Origin of the sequence: Sulfurimonas sp. (assembly GCF_023229105.1) — a bacterium.
Classification (GTDB): domain Bacteria; phylum Campylobacterota; class Campylobacteria; order Campylobacterales; family Sulfurimonadaceae; genus Sulfurimonas.
Genome location: NZ_JALNZY010000037.1, coordinates 1 through 19,141 on the forward strand (window position 1 = coordinate 1; position 19,141 = coordinate 19,141).

A 19,141-nucleotide genomic window follows, 5' to 3' on the forward strand; every position below is an offset into this window, starting at 1 on the left:
TTTGGATGCTAAGCCTCTACATCGCAAAGATGAAAAACTCACTTAATAAAAGTGAAATAGCATCACATATCTCACTGCTTCGCGAGGTTCCCTCTCATGTAAAAGTTACGGATGAGATGCATGAGCGCATAAAAAGATTGTCAAAAAGATATCTTCACGGTCACGGCTTTTTCTTTATCGGCAGAGATATTTTTTATCCTTTAGCACTTGAGGGCGCTCTTAAACTCAAAGAGATTTCGTACCTTCATGCAGAGGGCTATCCTGCGGGAGAGATGAAGCACGGTCCAATTGCGCTTGCTGATCCTGAACTCTTTACCATCGCCCTACTTCCAAAACATCTGCACTATGAGAAAACAAAAAGCAATGTTGAGGAGCTCAGTGCGAGGGACTCTACCATCTGTGCTATTAGCCAAGAAGTGTTTGACAAAGCAGATGACTTTGTACAAATCTCTGCATGCAGACACTACATGTTGGAGTTTTTTGAGATGATGGTAGTTCTTCAACTTCTCTCTTTAGAGATATCCATAAGGTTAGGTAACGATGTTGATATGCCTAGAAATTTAGCAAAAAGCGTTACTGTAGAATAATTATTTCTTATTTTCATATTAAATTTATATTTACTTAGCTATTATTGGATTAAATTAAATTTTAACAAATGGTATCAAACATGACTACAAAATCAAAACTAATGCTAATCGTAACTATAATGCTTCTAGGGCTTACAGCAGCAACCATTATAAATATAGCTCTTAATTTTAGAGAGTACAGTATAAATAGTGCCGTTGAAAAGTCTCAAATGGCAGCAAACATTGTCAAAGACGGCTTAACAGCACACATGGTTAATAACATGATGGATAAAAGACAATATTTTTTAGACAAAATCGCCACAAACAATAATATAAAATCACTCTGGATTGCTAGAGGAGAAAATGTTATTTCTCAATATGGAAAAGGTTTACAATCCGAGAGTGTAAGAGACGATCTTGATGAAGAGGTTTTAAGAACCGGGGAGAGCATCCAAAAAATCACTGAAAACACTAAAGACACGACTCTAAGAGTTACCATTCCATACAAAGCTTCAACTCCTGCGGATAGTACAGACTGCGTCTCATGTCATAATGTAAATAGAGGAGATACTCTAGGCATTATAAGCATGGAGTTTGATATAAGCGATATGAGAAACAGCGGCATGATAACAGTGCTTAAAATTTTAGGAATAAATCTCCTGTTTATAATTATTGTTTTAGTGCTGATTAACTATTATGTAACTCCATATATGAATCTATTTTCAAATCTTCAAAGTGGTATCAAAAAAGCATACAGAGGAGATTTTACACATGAGTTTATCTCCAAAGTCGGCGGGGATGCAAAAAGTGTCGTAAATCAAATGAACTCCCTATTTCGCAAGATGCAGGAGACTTTCGGAGATATAAAATACAATCTTGCAACTTTTATACCGCAGGGAGCTGCACTATCAAACGACCCACTTCATGAAGCAAAAACTATCATTAGTGAATTATCAGATATATATAAATTTAAAAAGACTATCGAACTAGACGGTTCAAAAGAAGAAGTTTACGGAAGAATAATTGATATCTTAAAACTCAAATACCATATTGGTCACTTTGCTTTTTACGAAGTAAATAATGTAACAGCAGAGAGAAGAATTATCTACAGCACTGAAGAAGATAATATATGTTTTGAAAAAACAAACAAAAATGCACTTAATTGCAGAGCATTTAGAACAAGCAGCGTAACAATCTCAACAGAATTTCCAAATCTATGCAAAGCATGTTCGTCAGTCGACATAAACTATGTATGCATACCTTTTTATATCAACCACGATATTTCATTAACCGTCTCTATGACATCAAACAAGATAGAAGAGGTAGATTTGATGAAGAAGAATATTTCAAGCATCAAGCACTACCTTGAAGCTGCAAAACCAGTTATCGAAAGCCAAATTTTAATGGAAAAATTACGAGACACTTCTCTTCGTGATGGTATGACGGGGCTTTATAACAGACGATTTTTAGAAGAAGTTATAGACAAAATCATGAGTCAGGCAAACAGAAACAACGACACGTTTGCAGTTATGATGATAGATGTTGACTTCTTCAAGATGGTAAACGACACCTATGGGCATGATGTCGGCGACAAGGTAATCGTTGCACTAGCAAAGATACTAAATTCAAGTATTCGAGATTCTGATTTAGCAATTCGTTACGGGGGTGAAGAGTTTGTTGTTATGCTTCATAACGCAAACGATGAGGGAGTGATGAGCATTGCAAAAAAAATACATTCAGAATTTGCAAAACTCTCTTTTGATGTTGGAAACACTCAACCGTTACAAAAGACTTTAAGCATAGGTATAGCTAAGTTTCCTACTGATGGTGATACGATTTGGAAATGTATAAAGTATGCAGATACAGCACTCTATGAAGCAAAAAATACTGGAAGAAACAAGATAGTAGAATTTAAACCAGACATGTTTAAAAGTGGAGATGAATTTTAATTTATTTTCTTCTAAAAAAGAAGTCTAGCGAGGAAGCGTACAAATAGTACGTGACGAGCGTAACGACGCAGAAGATGCGCCGCTATTTTAATTTTTAATGCTTAGTGCTGCAAGCACTAACTCCCGGAGGTGTTGTCGGCTGAACACTTTCATTGCTCGCTCCGCCCTTTGCGTTTACCTCTTCTATAGTTGCCCAAACGGATTCAGCAGCAGCCATATAGCGTTTTGCGCTCTCACTAGTAGGATTTACAAAAGTAATAGGTTTACCCTCGTCTCCACCTGTTCTAATTGATGGCTCTATTGGAATCTCGGCAATTATTTTTGTCCCAAACTCATCTGCCATAGGTTGCGATGTTCCTTTGCCAAATATATCATACTCAACGCCTGTATCAGGTGCTATAAAACCGCTCATATTTTCTATGATGCCGGCTATTGGAATATTTAACTTTTTAAACATATCTAACGAGCGACGAGAGTCATCAAGTGAAACCGCTTGAGGAGTTGTAACCGTAAGACCTGCTGTAACTGGCACACTTTGAGCTAAAGTCAGCTGTGCATCACCAGTTCCCGGAGGCATATCTATAACTAAAACATCTAAATCACTCCATAAGATGTCTCTTAAAAACTGCTCAATTGCTTTCATAATCATAGCGCCACGCCACATAAGTGACTGACCCGGTTCCATAAGTGAACCCATAGACATAACCTCAATTCCATAAGCTTTCATAGGAAGAACTTTATTTCCGGTTACTTCAGGTTTAAGATCTGCGATTCCCATCATACGAGGAATATTAGGTCCATAAATATCAGCATCTAAAAGACCTACTTTTTTGCCTTGTGCGGCAAGGGCAATAGCAATATTTACAGAGGTAGTCGATTTTCCGACTCCTCCTTTTCCTGAGCTAACCATAAGAAAATTTTTAATGTGAGGTGCTATATTTTTACTTTTTGGCTTTGGAGCCTCCGGCATTTTTGGAGCTTTTATATTCACGCTAACATTAAGAGCACCTACTGCTTTTAACTCTTTTGTTGCATCATCTGTTATCTGTTGCGCAACTTCAGGAGCACTTGAAGTTATCTCAACATTAAAACTAACATCATTACCGCTAATCTCTATACTATTAACAAAACCAAAAGTTACAATATCCTTAGTAAAACCTGGATACAATACTTTTGAGAGTGCTGAATTTACAATATCTTTAGTCATTTCTCTTTATTTCCTTTATAAATTTTATTTTTATAACTTTATCATAATTAAATAAGACAAAAATTGTCTTATCTCAATCAAATTTTTTTCTTAAGCTTCAAGAGCCTCTCTTTCCTTGACCTCTCTAGCAATTTGTTCAATCGCTTCTGGGTTATCCATAATGTTTTGTGTTATCTTATATGAACAAAATTTCGGTCCACACATGGAGCAAAACTCAGCCTCTTTGAAAACATCCTGAGGCAGAGTTTCGTCATGATATTCTCTTGCTCTTTCACTGTCAAGTGCGAGCTCAAACTGTCTCTCCCAGTTAAAACTATATCTAGCATCACTCATCTCATCATCTATATCTCTTGCACCTTTACGACCTCTTGCGATATCAGCAGCGTGAGCAGCAATTTTGTAAGCGATAATTCCCTCTCTTACATCATTGGCATTTGGCAAACCTAGATGCTCCTTTGGCGTTACATAACAGAGCATGCTTGCCCCGTGCCAGCCGCCAACAGCTGCACCGATAGCTGAACTTATATGATCATATCCAGCAGCAATATCCGTAACCAAAGGTCCTAAGATATAAAACGGCGCTTCATGACAAAGCTCGCGTTGAAGTTTCATATTGCGCTCAATCTGATTGAGCGGAACATGTCCGGGACCCTCAATCATAACCTGAACGTTTTTCTCCCAAGCACGAAGAGTCAAATCACCCAAAACTTTCAACTCGCCAAGCTGCGCATCATCGCTTGCATCCGCCAAACAACCCGGGCGAAGCGAATCTCCCAAAGATAAAGCGACATCATATTTTGCACAGATATTCAAAATATCATCAAATACCGTATAAAAAGGATTTTCTCTATGATAGTGCATCATCCAAGCAGCCATTAAACTTCCGCCGCGACTTACTATTCCCATCTTTCTTTTGGCGATTTTAGGCATAGTCTCAAGTAAAAAGCCGGCATGAATTGTAAAGTAACTAACACCCTGTTTTGCCTGGCGCTCTAAAACTTCAAGCATAACTTCTATGCTTAAATCCTCTATCTTGTTTCCTACATCATGTAGGATTTGATAAATAGGCACGGTTCCTATAGGAATCTTTGAAGAGGCGATAACAGCCTTGCGGATTTCGTCCAAATCTCCGCCTGTTGAGAGGTCCATAGCAGTGTCGGCTTTATAGTGCTGTGATACCTGCATCTTCTCAACTTCGCCTTGAACATCTGATGCTATTGCCGAGGAGCCGATATTTGCATTTATTTTGCACCGTGCTGCAATTCCTATTGCCATAGGTTCAAGGGAGGTATGATTTACGTTTGCAGGAATAATCAATCTTCCTCTTGCTATTTCACTGCGAACTAACTCAGGAGACAAATCTTCTACTTTTGCAACATACTCCATCTCCTGGGTTATTATACCCTGCTTAGCGTAGTACATCTGTGTTTTAACAGGATCGTTTTGACGCTTTTGTACCCAAGAAGTTCTCATATTCTCTCCAAATTTATATATACTAAATTATCATGCACTGAAAATATAGTCAAATAAAGTTAATATAATATTAAGTTGATTATCTGCTTTGATAATTTATATATTAAATTAAATTTTTTGCAAAAGGATTGTCTGCTTCAAGATAAAAAAAAGCTATTGATGTGTATAATTTCGTAACACTTACAAAATTCAGGAGTTTTTTTTGTCTAACTTGACGCTTATTTTACTTGCTGCGGGTAGTTCATCGCGTTTTGAGCTAGATGTTAAAAAGCAGTGGCTCAGAATTGCTGGGCAGCCTTTATGGCAATTTGTAGCAAAAAGATGTGAAAATATCGGACACTTTGAAAAAATTATTATAACTTCATCAGAAGAAGATATAGAGTTTATGAAAAACCATGCCGATTATACATTTGTTAAAGGCGCTTCTTCAAGACAGCAATCGCTTAAAAATTCTCTTGCGCATGTAGAGACGGAGTATGTTTTAGTCAGCGATATTGCTCGTGCTTGCTTTAGCGATGCATTTTTTAAAAAAATCATCTCTTATCTCGGAAAAAGTGACTGCGTGGTTCCATATTTAGGAGTAAATGATACTATTGTTTATGGTAATGAAACTATAGACAGGCAGAAAGTAAAAAGGGTTCAAACCCCTCAACTCTCACTTACCTCTGCTCTTAAATCCGCACTTCTTCAAAAAGAAGAGTTTACGGATGAGAGCAGCGCTATAGTTGCTAACGGAGGCACAAGAGAGTTTATTTTAGGCGAAGAAGATGCTCATAAAATCACCAAAATAGCTGATTTAAAAGAGCTTACCTGCCTTGAGCCTCCCTCAGATGACACCTTTAGCGGAACAGGATTTGATGTTCACGCTTTTGATGATAAAGGCGAGATGTACTTAGGTGGTGTAAAAATTGAGTCAGCTTATGGCTTCAAAGCTCACAGTGACGGTGATGTAGCAATACATGCGCTTATAGACGCGCTACTTGGAGCTGCGGGAATGGGAGATATAGGTATAATGTTTCCAGACAATGATGAGAGATACAGAGGTGTAGATTCTAAAGAGTTGTTACGCATAGTTGTTAGAAAACTCCGTAATTTTGGTTTTGTTATCATAAATGTGGATTTGACAATAGCAGCCCAAAAACCGAGAATCGGTGATTATAAAATTACAATGAGAAAAACACTTAGCGACATCTTAAATATAGATAGCCAAAGAGTAAACATAAAAGCCACTACAACCGAGAGACTTGGTTTTATAGGCAGAGCTGAGGGTGTCGGTGTGATAGCCAACGCAAATTTAAAATATTTTGATTGGACAAAGATTTGAAGATACTAATTATAGAAAATGAAGTTTATTTGGCGCAAAGTATTGCTACAAAACTAAGCGAGCTAGGTCATATATGTGAAATGTGCACCTCAACAAGAGATGCCATAAAAAGTAACGATTACGACGTTGTTTTACTCTCAACTAACATAAATGGTCAAGCTTTCAACCCGGTTATTGAAACATTTAAAAAATCAATAATTATTTTGATGGTCTCCTATATTAGCAACGACACAGTCTCCAAACCCCTTGCAGCAGGTGCTAAAGACTATATACTAAAACCGTTTATGATTGAAGAGCTTATTAGAAAAATAAACCACTATCAGGATTATGAGAAGCTTAAAAAAAGAAATGAAGCGTGTGATAAATACCTTACACATACTTTTTCCTCTATTGCGAATGAGTATGATTTTAACAATATAAACCTTAGTGTATTTGTTTCATCTTCTTATCAAAAGCATGCCGACTCCTTTGCTTTTGAATATGCAAAAAAGAAAAATATGCCTCTGCACTTTATAACGCTCAGCGATCCAAAAGCAATGAGTGAAATAGAGTCAATAAGCGCAAACTCACTTCTATATATCATCGACCTTCAAACCCTTAAAAAAAGTGATAGAAAAGCTCTCTACGCTTTGCTTGAAAATAAAAAAGCCATAATCTCAAGTACAGATAAAATTGAAGATGATGAATATGAAATAATAGAGATTAAAAGTGAAAACAAAATCTTTGACGAGGGGGAGATTCTTCCGATAGAAGATTATGTAAAATTTATAGTTTTAAATTATCAACATAAATTTCCAGATACGGAACTCTCAAAAAAACTAGGAATCAGCCGCAAAAGTTTATGGGAAAAACGGAAGAAATATGACATCATTAAGAAAAAATAAAACTCTCCTAATAGACAAAGAAGCAGCATCTGCACTAGAGTTCTTAAAAGACGGACTACTCTCTCCTGCACAATCTTTAATGAATGAGCAACAGAGTAAAGAGATTCTTAAAACTGGGCTAATCAATGGTAAATCGTTTCCTTTTCCTTTTATATTAGCTCCCTCGGGAAAGACAAATGCACAGGTTTTAGGCTCCCTTGAAAAAGGCGAAGAGGTTATCATACTTTTTAAGGATAAGCCCTTTGCAAAGCTTATTGTGGATGAAGTTTTTCATATTGAGCCAAACGAAAGAATAAAACAGATTTACGGAACTGACGATATTTCTCACCCAGGGGTTATGGCGACACTAAAAAGACTCGGCTCTTTAGCCGTATGCGGGGAGTATGAGCTTTTAAATGAGTCAAGCAACACAAACAAAAAAACCATAGATGATGCAAAAAAACTAATCGATGCAAAATATACAACGGCACTGGTAATGGCGGCTAACCCCCTTCATAGAGCACATGAGAAGCTTATTCGTCAAACACTTGAAAATACCGACTTGCTTGTTATATTTCTACTAAAACCTTATACAGAATCAAATCTCTCTTTCGATATAAGAAAAAAGGCTCTTGATTTTTTTATAAATAACTTTTTGATAAAAAACCATGTGGTAGTAGTGCCTCTTGAAAACAGCTATATCTTTGCGGGTTATAACGAAATAATACTTGATGCAATAGTTGCTAAAAATTATGGATGCGACAAATTGACTGTGGGAAGAAACCATGCGGGACTTGGAATGTTTTACGACTGCAACTCAAACAAATCCATCATTGACAAAGTTATAGGTATTGATATAGAGATTACAGTAACTAGTGAGTATGTTTACTGCGATAAATGCACTACTCTTGTTAGCAAAAACACTTGTCCTCATGGGCAACATCATCAGATATCATACCACTCAACCTCAATTCTTGAACTTTTGGAGCTTGGTATTTTGCCGCCGACTATTCTTATGAGAAAACAGATTTCTGCCGTGATACTCTCAAAACTCCATCCAAACAGATTTAAAAACTTAGAAAAACTCTACTACGATATTCTGCCGGTAGAGGGTCTTTTAGAAGAGCACACGGAAAATGATTTTTATTTAGAGCTGATGAAACTCTACCAAACAACCTCTCTTACTTAGGAAAAAAATGAATTGGTTTTTTATAACTTTAGGATATAGCGGGCTTGCTCCAAAAGCTCCGGGGACTGTCGGAACTCTTGTCTCGCTTCCTCTTGGCATGTTGATACTTATCTACTTTGATGCACAAACACTTTTTTTGGCTACTCTTTTAATCTCAATAATTGCAATTAGAGAAATTAACAAATATGAGAAAAAAAGCGGCATACATGATGATAAACGGATAGTTATAGACGAGCTTGCAGGAATGTGGTTTGCACTAAGTGTCGCACCTGCAATAAGCGTGAGTTTGGGAGAAGTTACAGATTTACAAAACGGTTTTTTAGTTCAAAGTTTGCTCTCATTTTTACTCTTTAGATACTTTGATATAGCAAAACCCTCTATCATAGGCAGACTTGACCGCGAAGCTAATGGCGGAGTTGGCGTGATGGCTGACGATATCGTGGCAGGTTTTGTAGCAGGTATTTTGAGTGCTGTGATATGGCAAGGATGGCTGCAGATTCAAAATCTATTATAAATTTTTAACCTATTAAAAAAAACTTTAAGAAGAGTTAAAAGAGTGATGCAGGTGTAAGATGCATAATGAGGAAGCATACTAAAGTATATGATGAATGTAGCAACGAAGCAAATGCTTCGCTATTTTTGTTTTAGATAAATAGGGGGTCGGATGATGGCTCTATCTCCTCAAAATCTTCTATAATCTGATTAAACATCTTCATAGTTTTTTTAGCCTTATGAATGTGCTCGTCAAAAATCGGCTTTGATTTTTTAAATGCTTCACCTAACTCTTGGTAGATTAATATACGACCGTTTATATGCTTGTTTATCTCTTCAAAAGCATCTTGAAGATATTTTTTAGAGTTTGTATGTCTAAAAAGAGACCTAATCATTTTTATACGCTCTTTAATCGGAAGCGACTCATCTATCGCCTCGGCAATTCTTTTTATATCAAGTCTTGAGAGATAAACCCCGCTTACTGCAGGTGCCAAAAGCTTTGCCGTAAGAGCATCTACAAACTGCGGAACCGGTTCCTCGTCCTCTTTGTCTATCGTATCGGGATCTTTTTTCAAATCCTCTGCATCTAAAGAGCAACTATCTTTTACAAACTTATCAAATTCTGCTCTTAAATCACTTAAATCATGTTGGTTCATTTCTCTTCCTTAATTTTTTTGTCCGTCAAAGGAACTCGTTCCTTTGCCTTCGCTAGCCGCTATGGCACTAAAGTTAAAATCTCATATCGCTTTTATCATGTTCTAGATGTTTTTTATCTTTTAAAAAGTCAAAAATAGTTTCTGAGAACTCATGTAACATATTATCAAATCCTCTGTACGGTGCTCCAAGTTCAAGCGCTCGTACCTTAAGCGGCGAGAACTCTTTTTTTTGTTTCATGTCCAAATTTATATCACTTAATTTATTTACCATGGCTAAAGTAGCAAAATCGCTAAAGTCAATAACTGCATCATAAGATGAGAAATCTATCTCCATCCCCTCTGCTAAGCGATTTATATCAGCATCTACTGCTTTTATCTCATTGGTAAAAAGCATAAGCTTCTCTAGGTCATCATAGAAGTGACTTATCTCAAAGCCCTCACTAAAGGAGCAAAACGCTTTTGCCCTTGCGCCTATGCCTATAAGAGCTATTTTTTTGCAGCCCTTCTCTTTTAAAAACTCTGCTGCTACTTTCATGCCTAAAATATCGCCGATAAGTTTTTGCCCGTCTCTAATAACAATATCGCACATTCCCGAGCGTTTAACTGCCTCGCTTGCCTCATCCAAAAGCTCCACTACATTTTTCACATACTCGTTAGATATAAGTGCGCCGTTGACATGCGATTTTTTCATATTGGCAACCGTAAAGAAAAAATCATCCTCGCGTATATTCATAGGTATCATCATCGCATCTTTGTTGGCAGATTTAAAGAGCTTGTTCAGTGTTGCAGAGATGCTACTTTGCCCCGCATATTCTCCTATAAATCCGTAGAGCTTTGTATGGTGTGATATCTCATTGGCGTTGTTCATCTTGTTAAATCTCTCCTTCTATTCCCCAAAGTTCTCTTGCTTCCTCTTCCTCTGCCTTGCATCTATAGCAGAGCTTCTCATGTGAGTTTGTACTAAAAATAATATTGCATTCATCACATCTTCTCACATTAAACTTTATCAGATTGTGAATCTCAGGTTCAAAAAACTCCTTTACCTTGTATGTGGGTAAGAGTGTAATGGCTTCAGGCTCGCATACATCATGACATATATGACACTTTATACATAAAAACGGGTCAAAATCTATCTTGGAGTTTTTTATATCAGAGGTCAAGGCACCGCTAGGGCAGACTCTGTAACACATCTGACAAGCAGTACAAGTATCACTATTTATCTCTTTCATTGAGGTAAACGTTAATTCATCTGCTTCTATTATGTGGTAAATAGACGGCTTTTGAACTCTTTTGAGTGCAGTAAAGAAGAGCTTTCTTCTATCTGTTATGCGTTTTTGTTTTAAAAGTGCAATATCGCTTTTTTGCAGAGTATGTTCAACTAGCTCATCTGTCGCTTTTTGTATCTCTTTTTCAAACGCATGTTTGGTTTTAACAATACCCGCTAAATTTACCTTACTAAAAAATTCTCTTCTGTTGGTAGTCTCAGTTTGAGTTAAATCTGCTTTTTCATACTTCACATCTTCGAGTTTTATAACAGCACTGCTTTGCATCGCTTCGAGTATATAAGATGCCTCTTCATAGTTTTTCTCTATCTCAGGTCTGCACTTATGAGCTATCGCGCATGAATCACAATGCCCCATATCAAAAATAATCTCCTTTTTAAGAAGAGCCATCGATATGATATTTTCAATATTCAAAGCTGCTATGCAAGGGACATTTTTTCTACAGGAGATAAGATTATCACTATCCTCTATAAAACTAAAAAAGAAATCAGTAGAACTAAAATCATATAAAAAAAGTGCTTCATTAGGGCAGATAGCATCACATGCACCGCATCCTACACAAGCAGAGAAGTTGATTGCAGGAAGCGGGTTACTCCCGACTACAATAGCCTCAGTCGGGCAGATAAGTTCACATTTGTTACACTCACTCTCCTTTGAGAGAGAACGAACACAACGAGCGGCTTTGAGCTGTATCATCTAAAGATTTAGCTCCTTAGCCAAGTACTCGTTATCGCTAAGAATAAACTCTAAAGCCATATCAGCAGCATCATAATAAAGAGGCGTTCTGGCTTCAAATTTAACATTTATTAGATACATCGGAGCCCATTTTAAGAGATGTCTGTTTAAAAACTCGCTTTGAATCTCTTTGAGTTCTCTTACTGCTTCCATATCCCTCTGCGAAAAAGCTTTAATCTCTATTTCTACTAAATGATGCATAAACTCCAACTCCACCCCGATATGATCAGCCGAGATAGTGCGTGCAACTTCAAAATCAACCATAAAGTTGTATGCACTGTACATATCCGTTACCGGATTTGCTCCGCCTGTTTCGATTTTTTGGTCTTCTCTTGTGTAAAAAGTCTCATAAGGAATAAGATGCAAAAGAGAGAGATTTACAAAATCAGGATTTAAATACTCCTCTAAAAGCTTAGAATCCTGCTCCTCCTTAAAAGGTTTCCACTCTTTTAGCATAGGAAAAAAGTCTAAAATATTTTCATCACTTTTTATCATTTTTAACATTTTTTCGTCTAACTCTTGGAGTAGCACGCGTGAGAGAAGCGCATATATATTAGACCTTGCTTTCGTATTTTGCATATTATTTGTACTTTGTATTGATTTTTTTAATCCGTAATTCTATCGCAAAAGTCTAAATTTAGCATTAGGACAAATTATTAAAAACTATTTTGTCTTTTATACTCCCTCTGCAATCATAGCATCTGCTATTCTTTTAAAACCGGCTATATTCGCGCCATCAACATAGTTTCCCTCAACCCCATAATCCTTAGCGGTAAGGGCAACTCTTTTACAAATCTGCTCCATTATGATTTTAAGTTTAGTATCGATTTTTTCAAAATGCCAGCGCTGCATGGAAGCGTTTTGACTCATCTCAAACTCACTAACTACTACACCGCCGGCATTTGCTGCCTTTGCAGGAGCAAAACAGACGTTGTGGTTTAAAAAAGCATTTATAGCTTCAGGGGTAGAGGGCATGTTTGCTCCCTCACTTACACTCACACATCCATTGGCTATCAAATTTTGTGCATCTGCTTCACTTAGCTCATTTTGAGTTGCACATGGAAATGCTGCATAACATTGAATGCCCCATACAGCATGTTCACCCTCAGAGTAGTCACAAACCGGAGTATATTTGGCATCGGGATGAAACTCTAAGTAACGCTCCAGGGAGGCTCCATTTTGAAGCTTTAACTCCTTTAAAAGCGGCAAATCAACTCCTCTTGAATCATATATCATCCCTCTTGAATCACTGCATGTAACAGGAATCGCTCCTACTTGCAGAAGCTTCTCTATAGCATGTAGCGCAACTTTCCCGGCTCCGCTTACGGTACAGATTTTTCCTGCCAAACCCTCTTTTTTTTCTAGTTCAAGCATCGCTTGCGTAAAATAAACAACACCGTATCCCGTAGCTTCCGGCCGCATCAGGGAGCCACCAAACACGTGTGGTTTGCCTGTTAAAACTCCGTCATAAGATGATGTAATTTTTTTATACTCTCCAAAAAGATACCCTATCTCTCGCGCTCCAACTCCGATATCTCCAGCAGGAACATCTATGCGCGGACCTATATATTTATGAAGTTCCCTCATAAAAGCTGAACAAAATTTCATTATCTCAAAGTCGGTTTTTCCTTTTGGATCAAAATCGCTTCCTCCCTTTGCTCCGCCAATGGGCAAACCTGTAAGTGAATTTTTAAAAATCTGCTCAAACCCTAAAAACTTAAAAATTCCCTCATTGACACTCGGATGAAAACGGAGTCCTCCTTTATATGGTCCAAGAGTGTTGTTAAATTGTACTCTATATCCCGTGTTGACTCTTATATTGTTGCCATCATCAAGCCAGCTAACCTTAAATTTTATAACTCTATCAGGCACTATTAATCTCTCTAAAACAGAGAACATATTATACTTTTTATCAGAATTTAGCAGTGGCGCGATAGAGGAGATGACCTCTTGAACTGCTTGAAAAAATACACTGTTTTGCGCACAGTCTCCCACTAAAATATTTTTTATGTTTTCTTGAGATATATCCATATTTTCCTCATTTTCTACTGACAATTTTAGTCATTTTACTACAATTGACATAAAACAAATTTATTTATTATGGTTTGTGCTAAAATTCATTAAAAAAGGATTTACTATCATTTATACAATCGTTCATACTATTCATATATTCTCAGTTTTTATTTACGGTGGTTTTTTGTTTGTAGATATACTTTTTTTATCTAAAATGGGGCAAACCCTCAATGATGATGAGCAAGCAAAAGCCAGAGAAGCTATTATGATGCACGTAAGAAAAGTTGTTCCATATGCTCTGATGGTTGCCGTTGCAAGCGGACTTTATCTTATCTCTCAAATTTTTGGCAAGATTGAAGGCGGTTCTTTATCTTACTTTCAAACTCTCCTCAGTATAAAAGCATTTTTAGGCATATGGTTAGGGCTGCGAGGCATCAACCAAAAACTATTTAAGATAAATCCATGGGTATTTAAGAGTCATTTTTTTCCTTTTAGCTTAGTCGTAGTAATTATTTTACTCTCCCAATTCATGTTTTTGTAAATTCATAATTTAAGGACATTTTTAAATTTATTGTTATAAAATGTAATAATTTTATCTCAAACTGCCCCTTATAAGGATTTTAATGTTTAAAAATTTAAGTATTCATAAAAAGATGAATTACTTTGTAACCATGGTTGCAGTCTCCGTTTTTTCTGCTGCTTTTTCTATATTTTTAGCGATGGGGCATATCGAATCAAAATATGAACATCTCCATAGCAACTCTATGTTAGGCGCTTTGACAACTCTTAAGATAGAAAAAAATCTCAATTACACAAGCAGATTATCAAGAGACATTATGCTCGGTGGAGATTATGACAAAAATATACAAAGACTTGATAAAACGCTTCAAGAGATTGAGGGTCATTTTACTCTCTTAGAAAAACTTATGGAAAATGAGGACTCTTTAAGTATGGTTAAGGAGGCTAAAAATTCCACTATGCTCTTTTTGCAAAATACTCTAAAGATGATGAAATCTTTGGATTCTAAAGAGATAAGATATGATAAAGACACAATATACGCCAACTACTCTAAAGAGCTAACTCCCTTTGCAAACGCTTCAAGAGAGTCATTTGCAAAGCTTGTTAAGCATAAGTCTAAAGAGCTAGATGAGGATTCGGTTGATTTGGCAAATGAAATAACTTTCTTTAAAACTTTAGCTCTTATTGCCGGGATTCTTGTCGGGGTCGTTGTCTTAGTTTTAGCAACTGTTATAAGAAAATCCATAACCTCTGGAATTAGCGAGTTTACCTCTTTAATCAGTTTTGTAGCAAAAGGTGATTTTAGCCACAAGACAGCATCTACCCAAAGGGATACGGATCAAAGGGATACGGAGCTGGGCATTATGGGGTGTGAATTATCTCAACTTATTAAACATACCCAAAACCTTATACATGAAATTAATATGACAATAACTGATGCCTCAAGAGGTGTATTTACTCACCGTATTTCATCGGAGGGGATGAGCGGCGAATTCGTAGATGCTATACAGAGCGTTGGAAAAAGTATAGAGTTTATGAAAACTCAACATCAAAAAGCTCAAAGAGATATCTTTAACTCAAAAATCAGTTCAAGAAGCGTAAATGTAACTGAATCCCTCTCTATGATTATCTCTGATTTAGATGAAAATCTTCATAACTTAAAGTCAGTTACATCTGCAACAAAGCAGGCTTCTGAATTAGCGAACAACTCAAGAAACGATATAGTTGACATTACTAGCGAGCTAAATACCCTAAATGAGCAAGTAAACATCAATAACGACAGCATTGGCGAAATAGCAAGCCAAGCAAATGAGATAACCTCTGTAATTCAGCTAATAACAGATATTGCTGACCAAACCAATCTACTAGCATTAAATGCTGCTATAGAGGCAGCACGTGCAGGTGAGCATGGACGCGGATTTGCAGTTGTTGCTGATGAAGTAAGAAAACTTGCCGAGAGAACTCATAAAGCTACGGGAGAGATTTCTGTATCTATTAAATCACTTCAACAAAATATGAGTGAGATTCAAACAAGTTCGGACAATATGAAACAAACAGTAGAGGGCTCTACGCAGAAGATAAACGGTTTTGAAGGCACACTAATAGAGCTAAGTGAAAACTCTTCAAAAATTGTAGATTTCTCTTACAAAATGGAAAACAGCATATTTATAGTTCTTGCAAAACTAGACCAGATACTCTTTAAATCACGTGCTTACAACTCAATAATATCTCTGAAAAATGTCGTGCCTTCAAAAAGTGGAGATAAGTGCCGCCTTGGAGAGTGGTGTTCAGAGGAAGGCAAAGCAAGATTTGCCCGCACGCAATCTTTTGCCAAACTAGATGCTCCTCGCATAAATGTAAGCAAAAAAGTTCATGAAAACCTTAGTTTTCTTGAAAAAGATGCGCAAACAGAGACTCTAAAAAATGCAGATAAAATTATAGAAAATTTTGACGAGATGGAGAAGGTCTCTTCTGAAGTCTTTGAATTACTCGATAAGATGCTAAAAGAGTAATTTATAGTGTTTCTTTTTACTCCCACTCCTCATATTTGGAGTTGGAGTATTTGTCTTTTTTATAACGTCTTGCATTTTTAGTTTTATCAAGTTGGTTTGTTTCGTATAAAATCTCATCTTTAATATCTTGGACATCTTTATCACTATCTTCATAAGAGATTATCTTTTTAACCAGTTTTTGTAAATCCTGTAAGTCCCCCTTGTAAAGAGCTATCTCCTCTACTTTTTGAAGAACTTTTAAACTATTTTGTATCTTTTTATCATATCCCTCTTTAGAGAGATCCGTTGTAGTAGATAAATAGGAGACAATTCCTCTGTGAAATCTCTCTAAAGCTCTTATGTATCGAAGTCTATGTGCATTGTCTATCGCTTTTTGTGATGCCATTTCTTACCTATTATTTATTTATAGATACAATTATACACTTAATTTTAAGCGTGGAGCGTTGTTTTGAAAAAAGTCTTTTTATCTCTTTTGTTTTTATCCCTATCTCTTTTTGCTTCCATAAAAAACGAGGAAGCATCTATGGAACTACTCCGTTTAAATATACCTATAGTTGATATTAGAACATCAGCAGAATGGAAAGAAACGGGTCTTTTAAAAGGTTCTATACCCATTATGCTCTTTGATGAAAAAGGAAAGTATGACCTTAAGGATTTTTTAGAAAAATTAAATAGTGCGGTTGATACAAAAAAACCTTTTGCCCTTATCTGTAGAACAGGGAGCAGAACAAAAATTTTAGCGCAGTTTTTATCTCAAAAAATGGGTTATGATGTCATTAACCTTAAAAGTGGCATCTTATATGCCAAATATATAAAATTGCCAATTTTACCCTACAAAGCAAACTAATTTTGCAGTTTTTAAAATTTATATTTTATTTCTTTACAAGAGTTGCGCTTATATTTGCTTTTATAGCCTTGATAATTTTTCTACTTTGGGCTCTGCTACGCGCTCTTTTTCTCTAAAATATCAGGCGGCTCTATTTTATTAACCATTGCATAAAGTGTCGGCAGATATATTAGATTCAAAAGTGTTCCCCAAAGCAATCCAAATCCTAAAGATATAGCTATCGGTTGTAGTATAACTGCTTGACCGCTAGCATAAAATATAAGAGAAAACAGACCTAAAAAAGTTGTTACAGATGTTATTACAATCGGGCGGAGTCTATGTTTTGCCCGTTGTAAAAACTCCTCTACCTTGTGAGTTCTATGTAAAAAATCAAGCATTATTATCCCGTCATTTATAACAACACCTGCAAGTCCTAAAATTCCTATCACAGAGGACATAGTAAGATTTATTCCCAGCAGTTTGTGTCCAATAAGTGCACCCAGCACAGAAAGAGGAATAACGCTCATAACCATAAGGACATATTTTATTTTTGAAAAAATAAGCAGCAGGGTTAGAAAAATCAAAAATATTGCGAATAATATCGCTTTTTTCATATCACTTTTAAGCTGTTCATTTTTCTCTTTTTCTCCCAGAAGCTCAATAGTTACCCCCATCTTTGCTATCTCTTCAAGCGTAGGTTTTAACTCCTGCAAAACCTCCTCTGAGGTTATATTTCTTTTATCTACATTTGCAAAAACAGTTTTTATAATATTTCCGTTTAGTTTGTTTATCTTTTCATAATCTTTTACTTTATCAATATCTGCAATATCGGATAGTTTTACATATCTGCCGTCTCCAAGAGGCATGTTAAAACCTAAAAAGGCATCTATGCTATCTTTTGCGCTATCCTCTGTTCTTATCTCCATAATACCTAAATCATTAAATGTAGTTCCCTGTTTTTGCTCTAAAAAATATGCGCTTAGTATCTTTGCAACGGCTGCTTCACTTAATCCCAAACTTTCGCCGTAAGAGTTTATCTTAATCTTAAACTCCATTTTTCCATATTTTATATTATCACTAAAATCTTTAATATGCTCTATTTTTGAGAGCCTCTCTTCTAATTGCATTATCCCTTTTTGAAGCATCTCATCGTTACTTCCGGATAGATTAATCTGAATATCACTTCTTATAAGCCCGGGCTTATCTTCCATGACACCGAGATCTTCCATTTCATACTTCTTTTTATAGACACTTATTATCTCTTTGGCACGAGGCGAGAGTTCAAAAGTCTGTTTTAGTCTTCTCTTGTTCGGATTATTGAACTCAAAACTAAGATTTAAAATAGGATTTAAATATTTATCTATCCAGTTTGTATTTACCCTGTCATAAAGCTCCATAGTAATCATAAAAACACTATTATTTCTTTGTGTCTCACCAGAGAGGCTTCTTCTATAGCCTACAACTGATGATATTGCCTTAAGAGAAAACTCCTCCGCATGCTCCATCAGCTCTGCTTCTATCTCTTTTGATATCTCATATGTATCCCCTAAAGGGGTGTTAATATCCAATTTTCCTGATATATAGAGATAGTTTCCGTCAAAATTTGGAAAAAATTGAAATTTCATAGAGTTAGCCGTATAAAAAGTAGCTAATGGAATCAAAACTATAAAGAGCAAAAGCGATAGTTCCTTATGGTGTAAAAAACGCAAAATCACTCTCTCATAAAGATTTTGAAACGGCACCCAACTGATAAGATTGTTACTTTTTCTCAAAAATTCCTGTGCATGAAGCGGCAAAAAGAAGAAACTCTCAATCAAGGAACCCATCAAAATTATAATTACGGTGATTGGAATTAATAATATAAAAAGAGCTATCTCCCCTTGCATCATAAAAATCGGCAAAAACGCTACTACCGTAGTAATTGTTGCAAGAGTTACGGGAAGCATCATCTCTTTAGTGCCGGCTACTGCAGCATCATAGTTACTCATCCCCTCATCTATATAGCGCTGTATATTTTCACTTACGACAATCGCA

At 36.2% G+C, this 19,141-nt stretch carries 18 protein-coding genes; 9 read left to right on the forward strand and 9 right to left on the reverse strand.

Annotated features, from left to right (window positions below; all coding sequences use genetic code 11):
• The coding region (locus M0Q17_RS06375) for an SIS domain-containing protein (RefSeq protein ID WP_295084752.1) at positions 1 to 587 on the forward strand (587 nt) is incomplete at its 5' end.
• Positions 588 to 667: 80 nt separating this feature from the next.
• A complete protein-coding gene (locus M0Q17_RS06380; protein ID WP_295084755.1) occupies positions 668 to 2,515 on the forward strand; it encodes a GGDEF domain-containing protein in 1,848 nt (615 codons plus the stop codon).
• Between the two features lie 94 nt (positions 2,516 to 2,609).
• Here the strand turns inward: M0Q17_RS06380 and M0Q17_RS06385 are convergent, their stop codons facing one another.
• Both M0Q17_RS06385 and thiC read right to left on the reverse strand, forming a co-directional pair.
• Positions 2,610 to 3,722: an Mrp/NBP35 family ATP-binding protein gene (locus M0Q17_RS06385; RefSeq protein ID WP_295084758.1), complete on the reverse strand. Its 1,113-nt coding sequence runs from the start codon at positions 3,720 to 3,722 to the stop codon at positions 2,610 to 2,612.
• 90 nt (positions 3,723 to 3,812) lie between these two features.
• Complete coding sequence (gene thiC / locus M0Q17_RS06390; RefSeq protein ID WP_295084762.1) at positions 3,813 to 5,195, reverse strand: phosphomethylpyrimidine synthase ThiC; 1,383 nt, start codon at positions 5,193 to 5,195, stop codon at positions 3,813 to 3,815.
• A gap of 202 nt (positions 5,196 to 5,397) precedes the next feature.
• Here thiC and M0Q17_RS06395 point away from each other — a divergent pair, with 202 nt between their 5' ends.
• Genes M0Q17_RS06395 through M0Q17_RS06410 form a run of 4 tightly spaced genes read left to right on the forward strand, consistent with a single transcriptional unit; the run spans position 5,398 to position 9,085 of the window.
• A complete protein-coding gene (locus M0Q17_RS06395; protein WP_295084765.1) occupies positions 5,398 to 6,519 on the forward strand; it encodes a bifunctional 2-C-methyl-D-erythritol 4-phosphate cytidylyltransferase/2-C-methyl-D-erythritol 2,4-cyclodiphosphate synthase in 1,122 nt (373 codons plus the stop codon).
• Entirely contained in the window at positions 6,516 to 7,403 is an 888-nt protein-coding gene (locus M0Q17_RS06400; RefSeq protein WP_295084768.1) for a response regulator, read from the forward strand. The genes M0Q17_RS06395 and M0Q17_RS06400 overlap by 4 nt, the downstream gene beginning before the upstream one ends.
• Entirely contained in the window at positions 7,381 to 8,571 is a 1,191-nt protein-coding gene (locus M0Q17_RS06405; RefSeq protein ID WP_295084771.1) for a sulfate adenylyltransferase, read from the forward strand. The genes M0Q17_RS06400 and M0Q17_RS06405 overlap by 23 nt, the downstream gene beginning before the upstream one ends.
• A 7-nt stretch (positions 8,572 to 8,578) precedes the next feature.
• A complete protein-coding gene (locus M0Q17_RS06410) occupies positions 8,579 to 9,085 on the forward strand; it encodes a phosphatidylglycerophosphatase A (RefSeq protein ID WP_295084774.1) in 507 nt (168 codons plus the stop codon).
• Between the two features lie 130 nt (positions 9,086 to 9,215).
• Here M0Q17_RS06410 and M0Q17_RS06415 read toward each other — a convergent pair whose 3' ends face one another.
• From M0Q17_RS06415 to gdhA, 5 genes are all read right to left on the reverse strand, one after another.
• On the reverse strand, positions 9,216 to 9,719 hold the full coding sequence (locus M0Q17_RS06415; protein WP_295084777.1) for a hypothetical protein: 504 nt from the start codon (positions 9,717 to 9,719) through the stop codon (positions 9,216 to 9,218).
• A 73-nt stretch (positions 9,720 to 9,792) separates the two neighbouring features.
• Positions 9,793 to 10,587, reverse strand: a complete 795-nt coding sequence (locus tag M0Q17_RS06420) for a hypothetical protein (RefSeq protein WP_295084780.1) — start codon at positions 10,585 to 10,587, stop codon at positions 9,793 to 9,795.
• 4 nt (positions 10,588 to 10,591) lie between these two features.
• The gene (locus M0Q17_RS06425; protein WP_295084782.1) at positions 10,592 to 11,698 is read right to left on the reverse strand and encodes a 4Fe-4S binding protein; all 1,107 of its coding nucleotides are present in this window, start codon (positions 11,696 to 11,698) and stop codon (positions 10,592 to 10,594) included.
• Positions 11,699 to 12,316, reverse strand: coding sequence for a molecular chaperone (locus tag M0Q17_RS06430; RefSeq protein WP_295084786.1), 618 nt, complete (start codon positions 12,314 to 12,316; stop codon positions 11,699 to 11,701).
• Between the two features lie 96 nt (positions 12,317 to 12,412).
• Positions 12,413 to 13,768, reverse strand: coding sequence for an NADP-specific glutamate dehydrogenase (gene gdhA / locus M0Q17_RS06435; RefSeq protein WP_295084789.1), 1,356 nt, complete (start codon positions 13,766 to 13,768; stop codon positions 12,413 to 12,415).
• 166 nt (positions 13,769 to 13,934) lie between these two features.
• Between gdhA and M0Q17_RS06440 the strand changes: the two genes are divergently transcribed.
• Both M0Q17_RS06440 and M0Q17_RS06445 read left to right on the forward strand, forming a co-directional pair.
• Positions 13,935 to 14,291, forward strand: a complete 357-nt coding sequence (locus tag M0Q17_RS06440) for a hypothetical protein (RefSeq protein WP_295084792.1) — start codon at positions 13,935 to 13,937, stop codon at positions 14,289 to 14,291.
• Between the two features lie 82 nt (positions 14,292 to 14,373).
• On the forward strand, positions 14,374 to 16,281 hold the full coding sequence (locus M0Q17_RS06445; protein WP_295084794.1) for a methyl-accepting chemotaxis protein: 1,908 nt from the start codon (positions 14,374 to 14,376) through the stop codon (positions 16,279 to 16,281).
• A gap of 16 nt (positions 16,282 to 16,297) precedes the next feature.
• Here the strand turns inward: M0Q17_RS06445 and M0Q17_RS06450 are convergent, their stop codons facing one another.
• Positions 16,298 to 16,666 (reverse strand): hypothetical protein, encoded by a 369-nt coding sequence (locus tag M0Q17_RS06450; RefSeq protein ID WP_295084797.1) that lies wholly within the window; start codon positions 16,664 to 16,666, stop codon positions 16,298 to 16,300.
• 63 nt (positions 16,667 to 16,729) lie between these two features.
• On the opposite strand from M0Q17_RS06450, the gene M0Q17_RS06455 reads away from it, so the two are divergent.
• Entirely contained in the window at positions 16,730 to 17,128 is a 399-nt protein-coding gene (locus tag M0Q17_RS06455; protein ID WP_295084800.1) for a rhodanese-like domain-containing protein, read from the forward strand.
• A gap of 95 nt (positions 17,129 to 17,223) precedes the next feature.
• Here the strand turns inward: M0Q17_RS06455 and M0Q17_RS06460 are convergent.
• Positions 17,224 to 19,141: efflux RND transporter permease subunit (locus M0Q17_RS06460; protein WP_295084802.1), on the reverse strand; the 1,918-nt coding region annotated here is incomplete at its 5' end.